Raw genomic sequence first — 20,055 nt, forward strand, 5'->3', positions numbered from 1 at the left:
TACTAATAACTATTTACCGTTTTTTTGCCATTGTGCAATTGCATTCTGCGCTTGTTTGTATGTGGCTGTTTCCTCTGGAACTAAAGCAGCGGTTTCAATCGCAGCTTTGAATTCTTTTCGGTTTGCTCGTTGTTTGGCAAGACGCAAAATATTTTCACTCCATGAGTTGATAGATTTTTGAGCAACATCAAAACCTGGTTCATCTCGTGGAACTTTTTTAGCAACTTCTATAGCGCGATTGTAGGTAGAAGCCTGTCCATCCCGAATTAAGCCAACAGCAGCATCAATAAGGGTTGTATTGGTTACATACTGCTTTGCTTCTAGCCGCCACTGCTTAATAGATGTTTGTGCTTTTGAGTATACAGCTTGGTCTTTGGGGACTAACTGTGCAGCGGAAATAGCATTTGCATACAGTTTTTGTTTAGCACGAGCTTGTGCTAAATCTAAAATCATGCGGCTCCAAATCTTGATGTTTTCCTGAGCTTGTTCATACTTAGGATCATCATGAGGAATTTTACCAGCCGTATTAATTGCTTGTCTCAAATCACTCGCTTGAGTTTGACTCAGGGACATTTTCTGCAATTCCAACACTGCTTGGTTGGATTGTTTTGATTCGTCAGGAGTTGGAGTGACTTGTGGACTAGAAGTGACTTCGGGGATTAATTGGGTTTCTGGTTGGGTGAGTATGGTTGGTGATGGTGTCAGACTAGGTTGTGGTGATACATTAACAATCTTTCTGTTGTTAGCCACACTTGTGAAAGATGGTGGTAGTATATGCGCTAACCGCAATCCTGCGCGATCGCGCAACAAAACAACCACAATTAAGCATAGAACAAGCATTGTAGCTATGCTCCACAGTAGAACCAGCGGCAAAAATTGGTTGTTCGACGACTTTTTGTGAGGATGAGGGGATGGATCAGATGAGAAAGATGAGGGAGTATTTTTTCCTGCGACTTCTGCGACTTCCCTTGCTACTTCCTTGACTGTTGCTTCACGTTTATCCTCCAATTGTGGGGAGGCAGCAACTTGTGTCTGTCGCTTGGGTACAAAAACAATGACAGGATTTTGTGTGGGACGCCAGTAATGTTGACACAGTTCTGGCGTGCGAAAACTCAGGTATTTTTCTAAATGCGTTAAATTACTGCCATTACCGTAACGTAAAGCTTCTAACAGCGCGGCTGTAAAGAATCCATGCCCGAGTTCGCGACTTTCGTGGGAAAATTGCTCTGGTTGACAAGAAAGAATAGTAGAAATTTGTAGTTCTTTAGCTAGTTCTATTGTTTGTTTGCCAATGTGAGCATCTGTGTAAGTTCCGAAAGCACGGTTGATATCAAGCAATAATAATGCATCAAGGTTCGCAACTTGCAGACTCTGCATGAGCGATCGCACTTCTATACCCGTCTGTTCAACGCGATTGGGATCGCCTTCGGCGGGCATTAAATAATCTTGTCCTTTATAGTTGACGCCATAACCGCTGAAGAAAAACCATAATCGGTCTTGCGGCTGCCAGGAAGTCGCAGCAAAATCTTCAAACAGTAGTAAAATATTTTCTTTAGTGGGATAAGTAGATCTATCTCCAAACGGTGGCGAAGTCTCTGTAATCAGCAGACAGTGTTGCGGCAAAAAACCACCATTCGTCACCAAAAAATCTTTGACTGCTTCAGCATCTGCTTGAGCGCAGTCTAAAGGTTGAAAGAACTGATATTGATTGATACCAATTGCGATTGCCCAGTTTTTTGCCATCGCGATTTTTCTTACTCGTTGTTTAATTGCCTAGGAAAGTGATTGACTTTGTAAGGAACAAGGCTAACCTATGTCTACTAACCTTGTCTAATAGTCTAAGTGATTCTGATTCAACCGTTATAGGATCTGCGGTCTCCTCAGAGTCTAAGACAAGCGTGGAACTTAAGGAGTTGCAATTTTTTGGTTGCTTCAAGGAGAAAGACCGACGCAAACCATAAGATAGCGATTTCTACTCAACAACTCACTACATTTGTTTGTATGCCTTAGAATAAAAAGGTTGTCTACATTTAGAGTACCCGTTACTATGGCTGTTCCTAAGAAGAAAACATCGAAGTCCAAACGAGATAAACGTCGAGCTACATGGAGGCACAAAGCCACAGTTGAAGCTCAGAAAGCTCTTTCTCTAGGCAAGTCTATTTTGACTGGACGTTCTACTTTTGTCTATCCAAATGCTGAAGAAGAGGAAGAAGAAGAGGAATCATAAGACGACTATTCGGTAATTGGTAACTGGTTGCTTGTGGGATGTTAGTTGTTAGTTATTATCTCACTAACCACTAACTGGTTACCGTTGCCCTTTACCTCTGACTGATTACTTAATATTCATATGAAAATTACAGTATTTTAACAAAAGTTATTTTTCTGCAACTATGGTGAGAAAATTTTTTCACAAGCCTACAGAACAAGAAGGAGAACGCGTTCCTCCCGGTCAGCACTTGGCTAAGGGGTTTCCTGTATTAACCTACGGTGCGACTCCTCAAGTTAGCACAGACGAATGGGAGTTTCAGGTATGGGGTTTGGCAAAACCTGTAACCTTTACTTGGCCGGATTTTCTGGCGCTTCCGCAGCACGAATTCACAGCGGATTTCCATTGTGTGACGCGCTGGTCAAAACTTGATGTCAAGTGGACTGGTATCAAGGTTACAGATTTTATGAAACTCATTGAGGTAGACACCAAAGCAGATTATGTTATGGAACACTGCTACGGTGGCTACACAACTAATATCTCAATGAAAGACTTTGTGCGAGAAGAAAACTTCTTTGCCTTTCAAGTCTTCGGAGAATCCTTACCAGCAGAACATGGCGGTCCAATGCGGCTTGTCGTTCCTCATCTCTACGCTTGGAAAAGTGCCAAGTGGATCAATGGTTTAGAGTTCTTGGAACGCGAAGAGTTGGGTTTTTGGGAACGCAATGGCTATCACCGTCGTGGTGAACCTTGGGCTGAGGAACGTTACAGCAATTAAAAGGTTAGTGGGGCGTTACCCCATTGGTGTCCCCGCCCTACTGACTTAACTTATAAGTACCTATAACTTTTTTTGTTTTGGGATGACAAACAGCGTTGCATATGACAAGGCTAATTTCAGTCACCCGCATTTCTCCAATATAAATATTTTCCAGTTCTTTGACTTTATTTTGAAATAATGCGCTCGGCTCATCTGTAAATCTACATAAGGTCATGTTTCCAAAAAATACTGTATTAGAGATATATTTTTTATTATCTGGTACACCTATTTCTCTTAAGCCCAAATCTAAGGCTTGAACTAACTTTTTTAGCGTCTCATCACAATACCCTGTTAGAGAAACACTCGTTGGAAATAAAATTAAACCCTCCAAACTAAAAGTGAATGATTGAAATTTTGGAACTATTTGAGTAAATAATTCATGGACTTTCACCACATCTTCGTTTTTAAAAAGCGGAGGATTGTGGACAGTTCGTATACTTTTAATAGTTATATGCAGGCATTCACTCGAATAATAGAAATGGTGAGAATCTAAGCTTTGTAACGGAGTAATAATTTCTTTTGATATTGTTTGGGTAATGTCTTTTGGCGGAAATGTTAATGATGCTAGACAAATAGCGTCATCGTTTTCATAATCACTTCGCATTTCAAGAATGCTCAATTGACTTTGCCCTTGATAAATATTGTCTTTCACCTGTTGGATGATTTTCTTTTGCTGTGTGATGTAGTTGTCACTCATTATGAAGTACTTGTTCTATTACAAAGAAACGCCCATAGCTGGACGTTAATAAGACAATTCCATCTTAATAACTAAAATTGCTAACCAATAACTCGCTTTAGTATAGATAGCTTATCTTTATAAGGAGCGTACAGTAATTTTAAATCAAGTAAAAAGGAATTGTGGAAGACACTTTTGTAATGGGAAAAAGTGTCAAAGCTGGATTTGCCGTGATACTTGCCAATTCCACTATCACCTACACCACCAAATGGTAAAGATGAAACACTATAATGCTTCATTGTATCGTTAAGACAAACTCCACCAGAGGAAGTTTCCTTCAAGATTTTTTGTTGGAAATTTTTATTCTTAGAAAATAAGTACAAAGCCAAAGGTTTTGGTTTAGACTTAATTAAGTCAATTGCTTCGGTTATGTCTGTGTATTCAATCACAGGAAGAATTGGACCAAAAATTTCTTCCTGCATTACGGTGGCTGTTGAAGAAATATCCTCAAGGACTGTTGGGGCAATATAAAGTTCTGAAGGGTTGGTTTCTCCGCCAATGCGAATTTCGCCCTCTTTCAGGAAATTAGATAACCTGTCAAAATGTTTTTTATTGATAATCCTTGCATAATCAGAACTCCTTGCAGGATTGTCTCCATAAAATTCCTGCAAGGTTTTCTGAATTTCATCTAAGAAATTTTCTTTGATTTTTTTGTCTACTAAAAGATAGTCTGGTGCGATACAACTTTGTCCAGCGTTGAGAAATTTTCCCCAAGTAATACGTCTGGCAGTGTGTTCGATGTTAATATCAAAATCTACGATGCAAGGACTTTTACCGCCCAATTCTAGGGTGACAGGTGTCAGGTTTTTTGCAGCTGCTTCCATAATTATTTTACCTACAGCCGTACCACCAGTAAAAAAGATATGGTCAAACTTTTCTGCTAGTAACTGTTGACTTGTTTGCACACCTCCTTCGATAACTGTAATATAAGCTGGCTCGAAATATTGTTTGATCATCTCACTGAGAAGATGAGAAGTGTTTGGTGCAAGTTCTGAAGGCTTGAGAATTGCACAGTTGCCTGCTGCAATTGCACCTACTAATGGTGAGATAATTAAAGAAAATGGATAGTTCCAAGGACCAATAATTAAAACCACTCCTAGCGGTTCTGGATAAATGCGTGCCGATGCAGGAAATAATTGTAGGGAAACAGGTGCTTTCTTAGGTTTCGTCCAAGTTTTAATATGCTTGATAGCATAGCTAATTTCTTGGATGACTCCAATTTCTGTGGCATAACTCTCAAATTCTGGTTTATTTAAGTCTGCTTTTAGTGCATTGATAATTGCGTCTTTGTGCTCAGTGACTGCTTGTTTTAAAATTTTCAGTTGCTCAAGTCGAAAATTAATGTCTTTTGTCTGACCAGTATTGAAATAAGTGCGTTGTTTGTGGATAATATCGGCAATTGACAGTTCTTGAGAAATCATTGTTCTTGTCCTCGTTAGCTAAGTTTAATCAATTCTTCAGTAGTGCTAAATTTTATGAAAATTCTGAGCGATGAGTACGGAAGTTCTTTTTGCTAATTTTCAAAATTGTACTTAATATTCAGTACTCAGGATTGTTTGAGTGAAAGTGTGTTGTTTGCCCATATCTGATTTATAACGAATTATAGATAAGCAATAATAATTACTGTTTGATGGGCAAACGTACAATGAATACACTCCCTTTGCCGACTTCTGAATTCACGAGAATCGTGCCTTGATGTGCTTCGACAATTCGTCGCGAAAGGTACAGTCCTAAGCCACTACCAGAATGATTATGACTTCCTTGGCGAAATCGTTCAAATAAAGTGAGTTGTTCTTTAGGAGAAATGCCTCGACCTGTATCTGTGATTTTAACTGTTATGCAATTATCTGAAGGAGTCGCTGGAGTGATGCTGATGGTTATTTCGCCGGTGTCAGTAAATTTGACAGCGTTACCTATCAAGTTGGTGAATAGTCTGTGGAGTTCTAAGCGATCGCCCATCACTGTACTACTCCCTGAGTCCTCACCTAAATCTAAATTGACTGCAAGCTGCTTTTGATCTGCTAGAGGACTCAATTCTTGTGAAACTTCTTCTAGTAACTGACTGAGATTAACTGGTTGAAACGCCAGAGTTTTGCGACCTGCTTCAAAGCGATAAACTTCCAGTAAGGTATTTACCATAGCTAGCAAATTGCTGTTACTGCGAGCCATGATCTCTATCACTTCCTGCATTTGCGGTGACAGTTCTCCCAAAGCACCCTCCGCAAACAGCAACAGCATTCGATCCGCTGCTACCAAGGGTGTGCGCAAGTCGTGGGTGAGGCGAGAGGCAAAATCTTGACGTTGACGGGCAATTTCATCGCGTTCATCTATACTGTGCTTGAGACGGAGAAGCGATCGCACTCGTGCCAACAATTCATCCACAGTCACAGGCTTGCGGATAAAATCATCTGCACCCAAATCTAATCCATGAGCAACATTAGGTGAGTCATGTGCGGTAATCAGCAAAATTGGGATAAATGGCAAAGTCATATTTTGCCGAATACGCTTAGTAACTTCATAACCATCCATTCCCGGCATCATCAGATCCAGCAACACTAAATCACAAGTCGATCTTTCAAGTTGTGCCAATGCTGAAGCACCATTCGCTGCCGTGCTAACCGTGTAGCCTTCTTCCTGCAAAATCGTTTTCACCAAAAATACATTATCAGCAGAATCATCTACAACCAAAATCTTGTCAGAGTTAGAAGATTTAGACATACAGCACTGAAGAAACGCTCATTCCACAAGAAAGAAAATAGCTTTAGCCCTTGCTATTTTCCCCTTAACCAATACTACTCACTTATGTGGATATTATGTTGTTGTGGTTGCTTAGGTAAAGATTTTTGCGGTGTTTTGAGTAAAACCCAATGAAAGTAGAGTAAGAGAATCTGCTTTTTTAGCAAGTGGTTAAGGAGTTTAGCGATTGTTATGTCAGCCGTGAAGTCAGACAAAAAATTGAGGATACGTTGCTGTTACCTATGGCGGAGATTGAAAAGCGGCAGAAGTGAGGCGATCTTTGAAGAAAGTGGGCGATACGCACAAGCTAAAGCCTCCGGCTTATCGCCTTCCCAAATAGCTTAAATATCGTGAAATAAGTTCCAATGCTACTGTGGTGATATCCTTTAGCCTTTAGCTAGCAATGAACACCATTACTATCCAAATTTCCAACGACCGTTTGGTGAAGCTGCAAGAAACCGCCTCTCGTCTTGGCGTATCAATAGAAGAATTAGTGCTAATGGGTGTAGAACAATTGCTTAATCAGCCAGAAGCATCCTTTCAAGATGCTATGGACTATGTACTCAATAAAAATGCTGAACTGTACAAACGGCTAGCTTAATGCGCTATTTCAGCATAAAAGAGGTTTTACAACTTTATCATCGCATAATCGAGCAGTCTGGTGGCTCGGCAGGTATTTCCAACATCGGCGGACTCGAATCCGCCTTGGCTCAACCACAGATGACATTTGCCGGGGAAGAACTTTACCCAACTATAGTTGAAAAAGCTTCAGCACTTGGTTTTTCTTTGATTAAAAACCACTGTTTTGTAGACGGTAACAAACGCATCGGTCACGCTGCAATGGAAGTTTTCTTAGTGTTAAATGGCTTTGAGATTAATGCAGCAGTAGATGAGCAAGAGCAGGTAATTTTGCAAGTAGCATCTGGTGAATTAGGTCGAGATGAATTTACTGAATGGCTTCGCAGTCATATCACACCTAAATCAGGTTTTGCTAATTCTGTATAGATTTTTTCGCTTCCTTACACTGTAGTGTCTGGTTCAATCGCTTCTAAAATATCACATAACTTTTGCCAAGCGCTCAATACTTGTCACGTACCACATTCTATATGCCTCCTCGTCACTTCTCAATTCTTGTTTAAAACTACGCACAAACTCCTCTGGCAATACCATTATCCAGTCAAGAAGCATTAATTTCTTTTTTTATTAACGGGATTAAGCGATCGCTCCCAGCGACTAAATGCTTGGGAAGAAAGCAGCGTCAGGAATAAATAAACCAGGGCGACAGTGGCGTAAATCTCAAACGAGCGATAGTTTTCCGCTACAATCAGCTGCCCCTTGCGGAACAACTCTTCAAACCCGATGACAGCGACTAAGCTGGTGTCTTTTAGCAGGCTAATGAACTGATTGCCCAGAGGTGGCAAGATCCGCCTTTGGGCTTGAGGAAAGATCACATAGCGCATCGTTTGCACTGAACTCAAGCCCAGTGATTGGGCGGCTTCTGCTTGCCCCGGCTCAATTGATTGGATGCCTGCGCGGACAATTTCAGCAATGTAGGCAGCGCTATTGAGACTCAATGCGATCACTGCTGCCGCCAGACGATTTAAGTTGAAGGTGAAACCAAAATTCTGAGCTACAGCAGGCAACCCAAAGTAAATCATAAAAATCTGCACCAGCAACGGCGTCCCCCGGAAAAAATCTACATACGCCCTAGCAATCCAGCGCAAAGGAACAGATGCTTGTAGGCGAACAATCCCAATTAGTGAACCCCCGATCATACCCAGCAATACTGAGAGTGCTGTGAGTTCAAGTGTTACCAAAGCCCCACGCAGCACAACCGGTAGTGACTTCAAGATAATGCTTAGTGAGCTAAATAGCTGGGATACGCCTTTTTCGCTAGTCTGGTTTTCAATGGGTGATTTTTCTGGAAGTTGTGGCGGCTGAGTACCAAACCACTTTTGGTAAATTTTAGTATAACTGCCATTTTTCAGCACCGTTGCCAGACCTTGGTTAATCAGGTCTAGGTTGGGCGATCCTTTAGGTGTAGGAATGCCATAAAATTCTTCTGTAAGCAGACTGCCGACCACTTTGAGTCCCTTAAGGTTGCCGCTTTTTATACCATATAAAATAACGACGCGATCATTAAGAACGGCATCGACACTGCCATTGAGTAATGCCTGAAGGGTTAAGGGTGAATCATTAAAAGTGCGAACTTCAGATCCAGGAAGACTTTTAGCCTTGAGTGCGCCAGTCGTCCCGATTTGCACGCCAATAATCTTGTTCTTAAGACTGTCTAAATTGGTAATGTTTTGATTGTCTGTGCGGGTGGCGATCGCTAAGCCCGATTTGAAGTAAGGGCGCGAGAAGGAAATTGTCTTGACTCGTTGGGCAGTAATTGCCATCGCCGCAACTGCCGCATCTACAGTTTGCGTCTGCAACGCTGGAATCATACCATCAAAAGGTATATTTTTATATTTAACTTGAAATCCAGCAGATTGCGCGATCGCATTCATCAAGTCAATGTCAAAACCCTGCAACTCACCAGTTGCAGATTGAAACTCGAAAGGCGGAAACGTTGGTTCTGTAGCAACAGTAAGTGTTTTACCAGCAGTGGAACCGTTCGTGAAACTACAACCGCAAAGTAGAAATAGACAGCTTAAGCCAAGAACTAGCCAACGGATAACAGTCAACCTTTGCATATTTTTTAGACTTTTCTCATCTCTGGAGTTTCATTTAAAGGATTATTGCTCATTCCTTCAGGCGATAAATTTCCAGAGAACAAGTTGTATACAAAAAACCTGGTTAAGCAAAGCGAGTTTTTGACTAGTTAACCATAATTTCTGCGAGCAATTTTCTTAACCTGTCACACATGCGGGAGAGCCTATAAATGTCCAACTTGCCCAATATGTTCCAACGAACTTACTTGAATAGTCAGTAGAGGCATCCTGAACAAACCACTCAGGAATAACTTTTTGCTGTGCAATTTTTTTTTCCAAGCCGATCTGTAGGCACAGATTCTCGTAAACAATGTTTGCTTTTGCAGTTTCCAGCATTTTTTCTACTAACTTTTGTAGCCATTCCGCTCGAACAAACAGACTATGATTTGGATGGTTGCCATAATTAAGTCCTATAATTATGATCAGATATCCTTTGTCGCTTATTATCTTGTCCAGACAAAATTGAATGATTTCCTGCTCATTTTTGCGTTGTTGGCTTTCCTTATCAACTGTGTGATATATCATTCCGCATAGTACCACTGCATCAAACTTTTTATTTTCTGTAGCAAGTTTCCGCAGAAATACCCATAAATCTTCGCACACAAAGGTTCGCTTGGGGTATAGGTTTGAACAGTATTGAATGGCATATTCACTGTGATCTACCCCAACGTAGTCGCATTGAGAAGGCAGATATTTGAGCAAAGCTCCATTCCCACACCCCAGATCCAACAAAGAGAACGACCTTTCTTTAAAAGCATCCTCTAGAAAATGAATTGGTAGTGTATAGCGAGTAGCATTTTCCGGCTGTTCCAAGTAGGAATAACTGTCTGATTGAAAACGTTCTTCTTCAGACATTTTACGCTGAGGGTTATTATCTTCCATATTGTCAGGATGTCAAATGAATGGTGTGAAGAGCGGAAACTTATAAACTATCTTCTTGGTAAGGTTCTAGTGGCGGGTAAATTTATCGCCTACTTGACTATTTTACAAGTAATGCTACCCACAGTGCCAAAAATACGTACGTTGTATGCTCCATCAGGATAATACTTGTAAAATTGCTTCTATTTGCTGCTTCAGGTTTGGCAAATCTCGCTCAATAGCAGACCAAAAAACTACGTCTAAGTCAATTTCAAAGTAATTGTGAGTCAAAATATTTTGCATCCCGATCATTTGTGACCAAGGTACTTCGGGATGTTGTAATCTAATGTCAGCAGATAAGGCGCGAGATGCTTCACCGATAATTTGCAGATGTTGAATAAACCAAGTTTGAATCAGTTCATTTTGTTCAAAGCTTTGCCTTCCTTAAATTGCGTACTTATCTATACGTTCAATTGCTTCTAAAATATCACGTAACTTTTCACGATCGTCTCTCATAACGGAACAGCCTCTGTTAAAACCCGCTCCCGAATACGCTGTCGTAATCCTTTTTCAGTGACTACATCTACATCACGATCCAATAACTCTTGCAACTCCATTCCTCTATCCACCTAAGTCAAAAAGGCTTCGTCCCGGTTCCATTTCTACCAGAAAATCAACATCACTGTCTGCATCAGCCTCTCGGCGTGCTACAGAACCAAAAATACGTACGTTATATGCTCCATATTTAGCCGCACTGCGGAGGATTTCTTCTCGTTTTGCTTGCAAAAGCTCGTAAATATTCATGGTTTAACTCCCGTCTTACGAAATAGTTTAGCCAAATCAACAGCCATGTTTGACCATAAGAACGTCCTATCAAAGGAGTAATGCTTACGCACTTTCATCTCAAGCAGGAGTGATGGCTCATTTGCCTAGGGCGATCGCACAAGCTAAAGCAAGCGGGCTTATCGCCTCAAAAACCAAGAGCCCCAACTTCTGGTGAGAAGTTGGGGCTCTTGTTTCTCACAAATGATTTCAGACTGCTATATAGTTGCTGAAGTCATTATTTTGAACTTACTAGCGATCTGTATTAACTTTTATTGGCATTTTGGCTACTTTTCTAAAGCATGAAAAGATAGATTAGGGCAATAAGCCGTCATGCACATCGTGGTTGAAACACCGTCCCCCAGGTCATAAACCTGGGGTTTTATTTTGTCTATTGTTACCTAATTCATTTGGCAATTTGGCAACTAATGAGGTTGAAACAAGCTTATCTTATTAATTAATGCGGTCTTGCACAAAAGACTCAAAGTACACGACAAAACCCCTTTTCCCCCGGTTAACTACCGGGGTTCCTTACTAATTGTGGTCAAGGTTAATGTTTTAGTGAAAGTCAACTCCACATTTGGGTTAGTGGTAAAGGTCTATGTCAAAGTCAATGATGATGTTGTTGTCAAGGTCCGAGTTGTAGTAAACGAAAGGTCAGACTGATAATCCCACGCTTAGAAAGCGTAGGATTTTTTCTTCACGAGTAAACCTATTTATTGATTTTCTCAATCATTATTTTCTTACTCACTTCATAATCATCTAAATCGGGCAATTAAATACGGCGAGTTTTACAGTCCCTTCACCAAGCGAATATCTTGTAAAAGCCATAATCCTAAACTTTTGTCTCGAAAAATACCACCTCCCTCACTACATTGCTCATTGATCAGCTGTAGTGGTGTCGGAAAAGAAAAAGGGGGTTTTTCTAAATTTAGTAAACGCCAGTCACCTGTGGTAATATCTTCGTTCTCCTCACAATTAGGAAAAGTAGTCGTCAGTAGGTAAGTAATCTGGCTCCTTTTCATGTTATTGAGAGCAGAGAAAATGTCTCTAAACGAAAGATGCACAAAGCAGTCTCGGCATAACAATAGATCTGCTGTTGGTAGAGGTTCACTTGTCAAATCCAGTGTCAGAAACTGATGATTATGGCTTCCGTACCGCTTCTGATTCTCTAGGATAAGTTCGGACACAATATCTGCACCGATGTAACCTGAAACAGGTAAGTCAATGAACTGCATCCAACTGAAGTCTCCGCACGGTAGATCGAGGAGTACGTCCACCTGTAATGTCTTAAGTAGTGCTGGAAGTTTAGCTTCTATCTGTTGTGTTTGGCTGCTACTCGCGCCCTCCCCTGAAACTGAATCGAGTCCACACCAATGATTAGTTTGGTAGATGTGGCGGAACGTGTTGCTGAGTGAAAAGGTCACATCTAGCGATGCCTGTTTCTCGAAGTAGTAAGGATCAAAGGGGACGTTATCTCGCCGTTTGTTCATGGGATGTATTTATACTGGTTTTCTGTAAGGTGGGCATTGCTCACTAATCTCTCAAATGTCCATTACATGGCTTTCTGAGCAATGCCCACCCTACGATTTGTGGTCTATTCTTCATAAAATAAGAAAAGTGGTAGTTATTTCACAGAGCTCGTTGAACTAGCGTTATCCAAAGTTTGCACTGTCAGCACCTGTGGCGGGGTGGCGTCTGGCGGATAGAGGAAGTCAACTTCTACAAGTCTTCTTTCGCCTGGTTTCATATTGAGTACTACTAATGGTTCTCCTTGTTGTCCTTGTTTTTGCACTAAATGCAAGTACTGGGTTTGCGGTAAACCCTGATCATCTTTGTAACGTACTCTGACAGAACCCCGGAATAATACTTGCGGTGCTGGTGGATTCAAAAAGCGCAATCCGGATTTTGTTAATTTGTCTTCTTTTATTGGTGTCTGCATTGACACAATAACTGTTTGCAGTTTTTGTGTATTGTTATACAATGGTAGCGTTAAACTGTATTGTAAAGCGTAGTTTCCATGAGCACGATATGCTGTGTCAGGATAGCGCACCATCATCGGTGCACTTTGTATTTGACTCGTTCCTAAGGTACCGCGATCTAGGGCACCCAGAGGGTAGGAAAAGGCTTGTCCGGAAGTGGGTATGGTTAAATGCTGAGCTTTTGGATCATCTATGAGTAAGGCTTTCCATTCAGATCCTTGTGTGACTCCGGCAACGCGACCATATATTATTGGTTTGTTAGTCTCTTCGAGAGGGGTTGGTGTTTTATCGCGTGGTCCGGATAAATCACCATTATTGAGCAAATTTTGCCAGTCTTCTAAAGTAGGCACACGTTCACTCTCATCAGGATTTTTTGGTGCAAACATTGCTAGGCTGGCTGCATACACTGTGTCATTACTCCACAGTCGCATGAGTGTAGATCGACCATTTAAAGGTGGTGTCAGTCCACTGACAGGAATGGGTGCATTCAACAACATCCGGCTTTCACCAGGTGGAATGATAATTTGAGGAGGAAAGGTATCTTGTCGTTGTCCTCGCAGAACATTATCCACCACGCGATCGCCTGGTCCAGCAAAAATTGTACCTAAAATATTCTCACTCCTAGATGGCAACTCTATAAATGGTGCATCTGGTTGGCTTAAATAACTCGCCGCCTGCAAGATATTCACTGTCACTGGTTGTTTTCCTGGGTTATGCAGGATTATCCCCAGATAAAGTGTCCGCGAGTCTTGTGGTGTGGGTGCTTGGGCAACATGGTGAGCGAAAACATCAAATCGTCCTTTAAAAGGAAAATTCAAGTGTGCGGTTGGGACTTTTTTGCCTGACGCTGGAAAGGTGGAAAGCAAAATTCCTTCCTTGAGAACTTTTTCAGGACTATTGCTGTTAAACACTGGGATGCTATCCACAGTCCCAAGTAAAGGGCGTACTTGTTGCTGTTGGACAATTTCTTCAGGCGGCGGTGGTGCAGAAGGAGTAATTTGAGCGAGCGGAAAAATTAGTAAGAATGGAAACATCTGTGTACATATTTTTTTCTTCAAACAGACGTAAGTAGATTTACCAAAGTGCCAGCCTGTGAATAATCAATAAAAAATCATCAAGAATTAAAGGGAGATTTTCTTCAGTCAAAATAGGAACGTGGACAAAAATGCAAGGGGTTGTGAGTTCGCGTTGGCGTAGTTCATCTAAAACAGAATAGTAAAGTCCTTCGCAAACAAATTTACCGCAGTCGTGACTAATCTCAACTGCCCTTGCCCCCGCCACTAACTTTTCTAAATTAACTGTTGTCTGCAACACAATTTCCCCAGAACTAGCACCAACTTCCACACTTAATAATGTTCGTCTTCGCGCCATCCCACAGCAAATGATGCAGTCTGGTTGCAGTTGGTGGATTTTTTCTATAACCCGAAAACTGGCAAGCTGCACATCCACTCTCAACTGTCGCAAGAAGGTTAAATCATAAGGTAACGAGTTAAGTCGGGAAACTTCTATCAACAAATCATCAGAAGAATTTGATTTTTGTTCAGGTAGCCAAGTGTCAAAAGATGTTAATAGAATGCTTTTCTTCATAAGAAATATTATTTAAAATAGAGATACTCTCCATAATAAAGTTAACAGGGAGCGAGTAAATGACGTTGATTGCAGTTGTAGATTACGACATGGGAAATTTGCACTCTGTCTGTAAAGGACTGGAAAAAGCTGGGGCAACTCCCAAGATTACTGATTCTCCAAAAGAATTAGAAAAGGCAGATGCGATCGTTTTGCCAGGAGTCGGTGCGTTCGATCCAGCAGTCCAACAGCTGCGATCGCGTGGTTTAGAAAAACCAATAAAAGAAGCTATCGCATCCGGTAAACCCTTTTTAGGAATTTGTTTAGGACTGCAAATTCTTTTTGAATCAAGCGCAGAAGGGACTGAATCAGGACTCGGAATTATAAAAGGAAGAGTCAGGCGATTTCGTAGAGAACCAGGAATTGCTATTCCTCATATGGGTTGGAATCAACTCGAACTGACTCAACCAAAAAGTCATTTGTGGGAGTATTTACCCTCTCTACCTTGGGTATATTTTGTTCATTCCTATTATGTTGAACCGCAAGATCCGCAAGTTTGTGCAGCAACTATCACTCACGGACATCAAACGGTAACAGCTGCGATCGCCCGCGATAACTTAATGGCTGTTCAGTTTCACCCCGAAAAATCTTCCAATATTGGGCTGCAAATTCTGTCTAATTTTGTCTCCCAAGTTTGGACACAAGTTGCTGCCTAAATACAATTGTGGTTGAGTTTATAGTCCATTGTTTCTTGTTCGTAGTCAAAAGGTTTGTTAAGAATTGATTGTTAAAATTTGTAACTTGAATACACGATGGGCATTGCCTACCGCGATAAGTGACTGGTGGGTAATGCTTACCCTATAAAAAAGGTTGCTAACTAATGATGAATGATGAATGATATAGCAGTTGCCAGTTACCAAGTACCCGCAGTATCAGTTACCAGTTTTCACTGTTCACTGTTCACTGTTCACTGTTCACTGTTCACTGTTCACTGTTCCCTGCTATAAATAACTGATGAGTTTAAGAATTTACGGAAACCGACCATTAAAAACTTTACCAGGAAAAGAAACCAGACCCACCAGTGCGCGGGTACGCGAAGCCGTTTTTAATATTTGGCAGGGAACAATAGAAGGTTGTCGTTGGCTGGATGTGTGTGCTGGAAGTGGTTCAATGGGCGCGGAGGCTTTGTGTAGAGGAGCCAGCCGAGTTGTAGGAATTGATAAATCCCATCGTGCTTGTGCTACAATCCAACAGAATTGGCAAGACTTAGCGAGTGCTGAACAGAAATTTCAGGTAATGCGGGGAGATGTTGTACAGCTTTTGCCAAAATTATCAGGACAGCAATTTGACAGAATTTACTTCGATCCGCCGTATGCAAGTGAATTATACCAGCCAGTGATAGAGGCGATCGCTCAGTCTGGGCTTCTAGATGCTAATGGTGAAATAGCGATCGAACATAATCCTCAAGATTGGAATCCTTTAGTCATTCCGAATTGGGAAATTTGCCGTGAAAAAGTTTACGGAAACACGGCTTTGACCTTTTACAGGGTAGTGGATTGAGGGGACAAGGAGATAAATCAATTCAAAATTCAAAATGTGCTGCGCACCGCTGCGCTAACAAAATTCAAAATTTCTTATGATCTCCCCTACCTCCAACTGAAGGTGCTATATCCCTGTGTCCTCGGTTTGGATGACTTTATAAACCGAGTTGATTGCCACGTTTGTATTGCTCGTAAGCTTTGTAAAACAACCCAGCTAAGGTTACAAAGATTAGACCCAGTACAATGCCGTCAAGCAAGGGTTCAACCACGTTAAATCTCCTTTGGTGCTACTGTTCAATATTTTCTTCCCATTATTGATTCTACCAAATTTGGCATAATTGCTTCTTCCAAAGTAGGAGTTAGCAAACTAGGGGTGTAAGGGGGTAAGGGTGTAAGGGTGTAGGGGATCCCCAATAAGCCCAAATAAGCCCAAATAAGCCGATAGAAGCCCAAATAAGCCGAAGGGCTTGAGTCCTTCTGGGTTCGGCGGCGTGGCAACAAAGAAGATCCCCTCTTCCACGCCAGGTGCCTCAAGTCGGGAAACCCGCCCACGGCACTGGCTCCCCTATACCCCTACACCCCTATACCCCTACACCCGCGCGTTCCGGTCAGGCATACTGCACACGTCAACTTAAGCCAAAACCCTTTTCAAATATCGTTTCCAGGTAGAACTGGAAATGCCGTCAAAGCAGCTTTGTCACTACTCACCGAAGGCAGCAAATAACCGCTTCTTTTCTCATTCCTTCCCTCGTTCATCCCCCTGCTGAGTTAGCAAAAAAACATTTGTGCTTGCAGACACCATCAAGAACTTTTAAGCTATGTGTATGAAATGAAAACTTTTTGTACACTTTGACTTCAAAAGTAAACATTTGGATAACCAGATTACCAAAACTGAAACTTTGATTTGGCGAATCATATTAACGGCGCTGGCGATTCTGCTAGTAGTCCTTGTGAGCATTTTTGCTGTTCGGATTATGAAAACTGCCGATCCATATGTCAAAAGCGTTCTATCGCTCAAAGGGGACCTAGCACTCGGACACGCCATCTTTCAAATCAACTGTGCCGGCTGTCATGGCTGGGAAGCAGATGGGCGCGTTGGTCCTAGTTTACAAGGAGTCTCAAAGCATAAATCCCCATATGGTCTCATTCATCAAGTCATTAGTGGTGAAACCCCACCCATGCCAAAATTTCAACCTAAGCCTCAAGAAATGGCAGATTTGTTGAGTTATTTAGAAACGCTTTAACGTGAGAGCCAATTTCCGCCAGTTTTCAAGTATAATGCCTCAGGTGGCGGTTTTCAATGGAAGACACCACAGCTCCAGACAGAATTAAGTAGATAGGTGGAAATAAACAGAGCTATGTTAAGAAATGTAAAAGCGCCTCAAACCCTTACTAATGAATGGCAGGTGACGCCAGGTGCTTCAAGCGGGGGAACCCGGCCAACGCACTGGCTCCTGTAGCCTGTGAAACCCGTCCACCCTTACGGGGAAGACCTCCGGTCTCGCTGCGCTTTAGACCTCTGGGCGTGCGCTTTGCGCATACGCCAGAGCCGGCACGAGGGAAACCCTCCCGCAGTGCTGGACTCACCGTACTGCCTCCTAATGACCAATGACTAATGACTGCCTTTACTAGTTAACTTTATTTGTACCGACCTACTTATCTTTTAACTCAATTGCTTTATTCATCTGATTAATAGAAACTGGTTTCCTTTCTGGTTTATGGCTGAGAGTACCAGACTGCAATATTTTGCTCTTTGCCCCTACGATATTCATAATTCCTGCATTTAAGTAGCCATCATGAACTGTGTACACCCTATGGCTAACGCCACGCCTTACGGCTATCGGGGAGAACCTATGCCCTGCGGGCACGCTGCGAAGAGCGGTTCCGCTAGCCCCTAAGGGGGCGCTGCGCAAATGTTAACGCTGCGCTAACACTCCTTATTTTCAAGTCAGGTAGCCGTAATTGATTCGTAGATAGCAGTAGTGGAACCCGGAAAGCTTCCTACTTTATAACCCACGCGGGCAGGATGCCCCGAAGTCGCTACAACGGGGGGAACCCTCCGAAGCTTTGATGCCTGCGGCAAGTCGCAAAGCGTCTACGGAGGAAACCTCCGCTCAAACAACTCTTGGCAACGCGCAACTCTTGGCACTACATTTTATATTTAATTCAAACCACCTACTTATCCTGTGCAGATTTAATAATTAACTGATGGAAAAAGTGATGACATTACCCAACTACATTAATGGTCAGTGGTGTACATCTAGTGCTATGGAATACTTGGATGTCCTCAACCCGGCTACAGCAGAGATACTGGCGAAAGTACCTCTATCACCTGCTTGTGAGGTAAACGAAGCGGTAGAAGCAGCAGCAGAAGCTTTCGTGAGTTGGCGACGCACTCCACCGACAGAACGAGTGCAGTATTTATTTAAACTTAAGAATCTGCTAGAAGAGAACTTAGAGGATTTGGCTCGTACTATTACATTAGAATGCGGTAAAACGTTGGCAGAGTCCCAAGGTGAGATGCAGCGTGCTATTGAAAATGTAGAAGTTGCCTGTGGTATCCCTATGATGATGCAGGGTACAAACCTAGAAGACATTGCCAGAGGTATTGATGAAATGATGATTCGGCAACCTTTGGGAGTTGCTGCAGTCATAGCCCCATTTAATTTTCCGGGGATGATTCCCTTTTGGTTCATGCCTTATGCCCTAGCATGCGGTAACACCTACATTGTCAAGCCGTCGGAGAAGGTACCGCTAACAATGCAAAAAATCTTCCAGTTGTTAGAAAAGACTGGATTGCCCAAAGGTATCGTCAACTTGGTAAACGGTGCAAAAAAAGCTGTAGATGCAATTTTGGATCATCCTAAAATTCGAGCAATTAGCTTTGTTGGCTCTACACCTGTCGCTAAATATATATATAGTAGGGCGGCGGCAAATGGCAAACGTGTCCAATGCCAAGGTGGTGCAAAAAATCCCCTGATTGTTTTACCAGATGCAGATTTAGAGATGACAACACGCATTGCTGCTGATAGTGCTTTTGGTTGTGCAGGACAACGTTGTCTTGCTGCTTCAATAGCAGTGACTGTGGGACAAATGCGTCACACGTTTACAGAAGCTATTAGTGAAACTGCTAAAAAGCGTGTGGTCGGTAATGGTTTAGAATCAGGCGTAGAAATGGGACCAGTGATTACAACCCAAAGTAAGACACGAATTGAGGATTTGATTCAAAAGGGGTCAGATGAAGGGGCGAGGGTGTTAGTGGATGGACGAGAACCGAATATATCTGGTTATGAAAATGGTAACTTTATACGTCCAACAATTCTGCAAAATGTTGACCCAGCAGGTGAAATTGCCCGGACGGAAATCTTTGGTCCAGTGCTAAGTTTGATACATTTAGAAACTATTGAGCAGGCGATCGCCCTGATCAACAGCGGTCAATATGGCAACATGGCTTGTTTGTTCACTACCAGTGGTGCAGCTGCGCGGAAGTTCCGTTATGAAGCAGAAGCTGGTAATATTGGTATTAACATAGGAGTTGCCGCACCAATGGCGTTTTTCCCGTTCAGTGGTTGGAAAGAAAGCTTTTTTGGTGATTTACACGGTCAAAGCAATCATGCTGTAGAATTTTTTACCCAAACCAAAGTCGTCGTGGAACGTTGGCCTAAGGATTGGTCGCGTCAATTTTGAAAATTGCGCCAGTAAGCGGAACCGTCCCGCTTTCTGTCAATTAACCCGCTTTCAAATAACTCTCGTCTCAACATCGCGGGGTCACCAAAGGTGTGGTGCACATTAAGCAGTGCATTCACCTCTTTTTCTGTATAAAAAATAGCAACCTCAAATTTTGACGCTAAATACTCCAACACCAACTTTTGAAACTTTCCTTTATTGCGCTTGGAGAACCACTCTTTCACACGTCCTGTGTTCATCAAGATAGCTTGTGTAATTCATAAATCATTTTGGTGCTGTGTCACAAAGAAAGAAACATTAAGACCAATCACGATTTCGTATCAATTTTTTGGAAAATCGACTCAACCCACTGCTAAAGTGGGCACTTAAGTAAGGGTCATTTCGTCACCA

The 20,055-nt window shown here is 42.1% G+C and carries 19 protein-coding genes and 2 pseudogenes; 8 read left to right on the forward strand and 13 right to left on the reverse strand.

The annotated features are described in order from the left end of the window. Positions 1 to 9: 9 nt before the first annotated feature. The gene (locus tag AC5JM2_RS24160) at positions 10 to 1,743 is read right to left on the reverse strand and encodes a caspase family protein (protein ID WP_495837363.1); all 1,734 of its coding nucleotides are present in this window, start codon (positions 1,741 to 1,743) and stop codon (positions 10 to 12) included. Positions 1,744 to 2,047: 304 nt separating this feature from the next. Between AC5JM2_RS24160 and rpmF the strand changes: the two genes are divergently transcribed. Continuing rightward, on the forward strand, positions 2,048 to 2,227 hold the full coding sequence (gene rpmF, locus AC5JM2_RS24165) for a 50S ribosomal protein L32 (RefSeq protein ID WP_495837364.1): 180 nt from the start codon (positions 2,048 to 2,050) through the stop codon (positions 2,225 to 2,227). 163 nt (positions 2,228 to 2,390) lie between these two features. Next, a complete protein-coding gene (locus AC5JM2_RS24170; protein ID WP_495837365.1) occupies positions 2,391 to 2,984 on the forward strand; it encodes a sulfite oxidase-like oxidoreductase in 594 nt (197 codons plus the stop codon). Positions 2,985 to 3,021: 37 nt separating this feature from the next. On the opposite strand, the gene AC5JM2_RS24175 is transcribed toward AC5JM2_RS24170, so the two are convergent. The 3 genes from AC5JM2_RS24175 to AC5JM2_RS24185 form a co-directional block, all read right to left on the reverse strand. Further along, a complete protein-coding gene (locus tag AC5JM2_RS24175; RefSeq protein WP_495837366.1) occupies positions 3,022 to 3,720 on the reverse strand; it encodes a 2'-5' RNA ligase family protein in 699 nt (232 codons plus the stop codon). An 80-nt stretch (positions 3,721 to 3,800) separates the two neighbouring features. Next, entirely contained in the window at positions 3,801 to 5,180 is a 1,380-nt protein-coding gene (locus AC5JM2_RS24180) for an aldehyde dehydrogenase (protein WP_495837367.1), read from the reverse strand. A gap of 199 nt (positions 5,181 to 5,379) precedes the next feature. Continuing rightward, on the reverse strand, positions 5,380 to 6,477 hold the full coding sequence (locus AC5JM2_RS24185) for an ATP-binding response regulator (protein ID WP_495837368.1): 1,098 nt from the start codon (positions 6,475 to 6,477) through the stop codon (positions 5,380 to 5,382). A 421-nt stretch (positions 6,478 to 6,898) separates the two neighbouring features. Here AC5JM2_RS24185 and AC5JM2_RS24190 point away from each other — a divergent pair, with 421 nt between their 5' ends. Both AC5JM2_RS24190 and AC5JM2_RS24195 read left to right on the forward strand, forming a co-directional pair. Further along, positions 6,899 to 7,096 (forward strand): DNA-binding protein, encoded by a 198-nt coding sequence (locus AC5JM2_RS24190; RefSeq protein WP_495837369.1) that lies wholly within the window; start codon positions 6,899 to 6,901, stop codon positions 7,094 to 7,096. Beyond that, the gene (locus tag AC5JM2_RS24195) at positions 7,096 to 7,500 is read left to right on the forward strand and encodes a type II toxin-antitoxin system death-on-curing family toxin (protein ID WP_495837370.1); all 405 of its coding nucleotides are present in this window, start codon (positions 7,096 to 7,098) and stop codon (positions 7,498 to 7,500) included. Before AC5JM2_RS24190 ends, AC5JM2_RS24195 begins: the two co-directional genes overlap by 1 nt. A 182-nt stretch (positions 7,501 to 7,682) precedes the next feature. Here the strand turns inward: AC5JM2_RS24195 and AC5JM2_RS24200 are convergent, their stop codons facing one another. From AC5JM2_RS24200 to AC5JM2_RS24230, 7 genes and pseudogenes are all read right to left on the reverse strand, one after another. Further along, complete coding sequence (locus AC5JM2_RS24200; protein WP_495837371.1) at positions 7,683 to 9,191, reverse strand: ABC transporter permease subunit; 1,509 nt, start codon at positions 9,189 to 9,191, stop codon at positions 7,683 to 7,685. Positions 9,192 to 9,347: 156 nt separating this feature from the next. After that, a complete protein-coding gene (locus tag AC5JM2_RS24205) occupies positions 9,348 to 10,091 on the reverse strand; it encodes a class I SAM-dependent methyltransferase (protein ID WP_495837372.1) in 744 nt (247 codons plus the stop codon). Positions 10,092 to 10,244: 153 nt separating this feature from the next. Continuing rightward, positions 10,245 to 10,493, reverse strand: a pseudogene (locus AC5JM2_RS24210) (HepT-like ribonuclease domain-containing protein); the annotation flags it as partial. 86 nt (positions 10,494 to 10,579) lie between these two features. Further along, positions 10,580 to 10,871, reverse strand: a pseudogene (locus AC5JM2_RS24215) (nucleotidyltransferase family protein). 809 nt (positions 10,872 to 11,680) lie between these two features. Next, positions 11,681 to 12,382: a class I SAM-dependent methyltransferase gene (locus AC5JM2_RS24220; protein ID WP_495837373.1), complete on the reverse strand. Its 702-nt coding sequence runs from the start codon at positions 12,380 to 12,382 to the stop codon at positions 11,681 to 11,683. Positions 12,383 to 12,516: 134 nt separating this feature from the next. Beyond that, entirely contained in the window at positions 12,517 to 13,905 is a 1,389-nt protein-coding gene (locus AC5JM2_RS24225) for a DUF3370 domain-containing protein (protein WP_495837374.1), read from the reverse strand. Between the two features lie 40 nt (positions 13,906 to 13,945). After that, positions 13,946 to 14,458 (reverse strand): peptidase C15, encoded by a 513-nt coding sequence (locus tag AC5JM2_RS24230; protein WP_495837375.1) that lies wholly within the window; start codon positions 14,456 to 14,458, stop codon positions 13,946 to 13,948. A gap of 59 nt (positions 14,459 to 14,517) precedes the next feature. Between AC5JM2_RS24230 and hisH the strand changes: the two genes are divergently transcribed. Beyond that, entirely contained in the window at positions 14,518 to 15,153 is a 636-nt protein-coding gene (gene hisH / locus AC5JM2_RS24235; protein WP_210612606.1) for an imidazole glycerol phosphate synthase subunit HisH, read from the forward strand. A gap of 298 nt (positions 15,154 to 15,451) precedes the next feature. Then, entirely contained in the window at positions 15,452 to 15,997 is a 546-nt protein-coding gene (gene rsmD / locus AC5JM2_RS24240; protein WP_495837376.1) for a 16S rRNA (guanine(966)-N(2))-methyltransferase RsmD, read from the forward strand. A gap of 136 nt (positions 15,998 to 16,133) precedes the next feature. On the opposite strand, the gene petG is transcribed toward rsmD, so the two are convergent. Then, a complete protein-coding gene (gene petG, locus AC5JM2_RS24245) occupies positions 16,134 to 16,247 on the reverse strand; it encodes a cytochrome b6-f complex subunit V (RefSeq protein ID WP_048871568.1) in 114 nt (37 codons plus the stop codon). Positions 16,248 to 16,847: 600 nt separating this feature from the next. Between petG and AC5JM2_RS24250 the strand changes: the two genes are divergently transcribed. Both AC5JM2_RS24250 and AC5JM2_RS24255 read left to right on the forward strand, forming a co-directional pair. Beyond that, positions 16,848 to 17,222, forward strand: coding sequence for a c-type cytochrome (locus AC5JM2_RS24250; protein ID WP_495837377.1), 375 nt, complete (start codon positions 16,848 to 16,850; stop codon positions 17,220 to 17,222). 964 nt (positions 17,223 to 18,186) lie between these two features. Beyond that, the gene (locus AC5JM2_RS24255) at positions 18,187 to 19,665 is read left to right on the forward strand and encodes a CoA-acylating methylmalonate-semialdehyde dehydrogenase (RefSeq protein WP_495837378.1); all 1,479 of its coding nucleotides are present in this window, start codon (positions 18,187 to 18,189) and stop codon (positions 19,663 to 19,665) included. Here AC5JM2_RS24255 and AC5JM2_RS24260 read toward each other — a convergent pair. Further along, the gene (locus AC5JM2_RS24260; RefSeq protein ID WP_495837379.1) at positions 19,656 to 19,904 is read right to left on the reverse strand and encodes a DUF2087 domain-containing protein; all 249 of its coding nucleotides are present in this window, start codon (positions 19,902 to 19,904) and stop codon (positions 19,656 to 19,658) included. The genes AC5JM2_RS24255 and AC5JM2_RS24260 overlap by 10 nt on opposite strands. Positions 19,905 to 20,055 lie beyond the last annotated feature (151 nt).

The sequence above is a fragment of the Brasilonema angustatum genome (assembly GCF_059505445.1).

Bases quoted from the DNA above. Each gene is read 5' to 3' on its own strand.
- AC5JM2_RS24260 (WP_495837379.1), bottom strand. From the start codon at position 19,904: ATGAACACAGGACGTGTGAAAGAGTGGTTCTCCAAGCGCAATAAAGGA.
- AC5JM2_RS24255 (WP_495837378.1), top strand. From the start codon at position 18,187: ATGGAAAAAGTGATGACATTACCCAACTACATTAATGGTCAGTGGTGT.
- AC5JM2_RS24195 (WP_495837370.1), top strand. From the start codon at position 7,096: ATGCGCTATTTCAGCATAAAAGAGGTTTTACAACTTTATCATCGCATA.
- AC5JM2_RS24175 (WP_495837366.1), bottom strand. From the start codon at position 3,720: ATGAGTGACAACTACATCACACAGCAAAAGAAAATCATCCAACAGGTG.
- AC5JM2_RS24205 (WP_495837372.1), bottom strand. From the start codon at position 10,091: ATGGAAGATAATAACCCTCAGCGTAAAATGTCTGAAGAAGAACGTTTT.
- AC5JM2_RS24180 (WP_495837367.1), bottom strand. From the start codon at position 5,180: ATGATTTCTCAAGAACTGTCAATTGCCGATATTATCCACAAACAACGC.
- AC5JM2_RS24185 (WP_495837368.1), bottom strand. From the start codon at position 6,477: ATGTCTAAATCTTCTAACTCTGACAAGATTTTGGTTGTAGATGATTCT.
- AC5JM2_RS24220 (WP_495837373.1), bottom strand. From the start codon at position 12,382: ATGAACAAACGGCGAGATAACGTCCCCTTTGATCCTTACTACTTCGAG.
- rpmF (WP_495837364.1), top strand. From the start codon at position 2,048: ATGGCTGTTCCTAAGAAGAAAACATCGAAGTCCAAACGAGATAAACGT.
- AC5JM2_RS24160 (WP_495837363.1), bottom strand. From the start codon at position 1,743: ATGGCAAAAAACTGGGCAATCGCAATTGGTATCAATCAATATCAGTTC.
- hisH (WP_210612606.1), top strand. From the start codon at position 14,518: ATGACGTTGATTGCAGTTGTAGATTACGACATGGGAAATTTGCACTCT.
- AC5JM2_RS24225 (WP_495837374.1), bottom strand. From the start codon at position 13,905: ATGTTTCCATTCTTACTAATTTTTCCGCTCGCTCAAATTACTCCTTCT.
- rsmD (WP_495837376.1), top strand. From the start codon at position 15,452: ATGAGTTTAAGAATTTACGGAAACCGACCATTAAAAACTTTACCAGGA.
- AC5JM2_RS24200 (WP_495837371.1), bottom strand. From the start codon at position 9,191: ATGCAAAGGTTGACTGTTATCCGTTGGCTAGTTCTTGGCTTAAGCTGT.
- AC5JM2_RS24230 (WP_495837375.1), bottom strand. From the start codon at position 14,458: ATGAAGAAAAGCATTCTATTAACATCTTTTGACACTTGGCTACCTGAA.
- AC5JM2_RS24170 (WP_495837365.1), top strand. From the start codon at position 2,391: ATGGTGAGAAAATTTTTTCACAAGCCTACAGAACAAGAAGGAGAACGC.
- AC5JM2_RS24190 (WP_495837369.1), top strand. From the start codon at position 6,899: ATGAACACCATTACTATCCAAATTTCCAACGACCGTTTGGTGAAGCTG.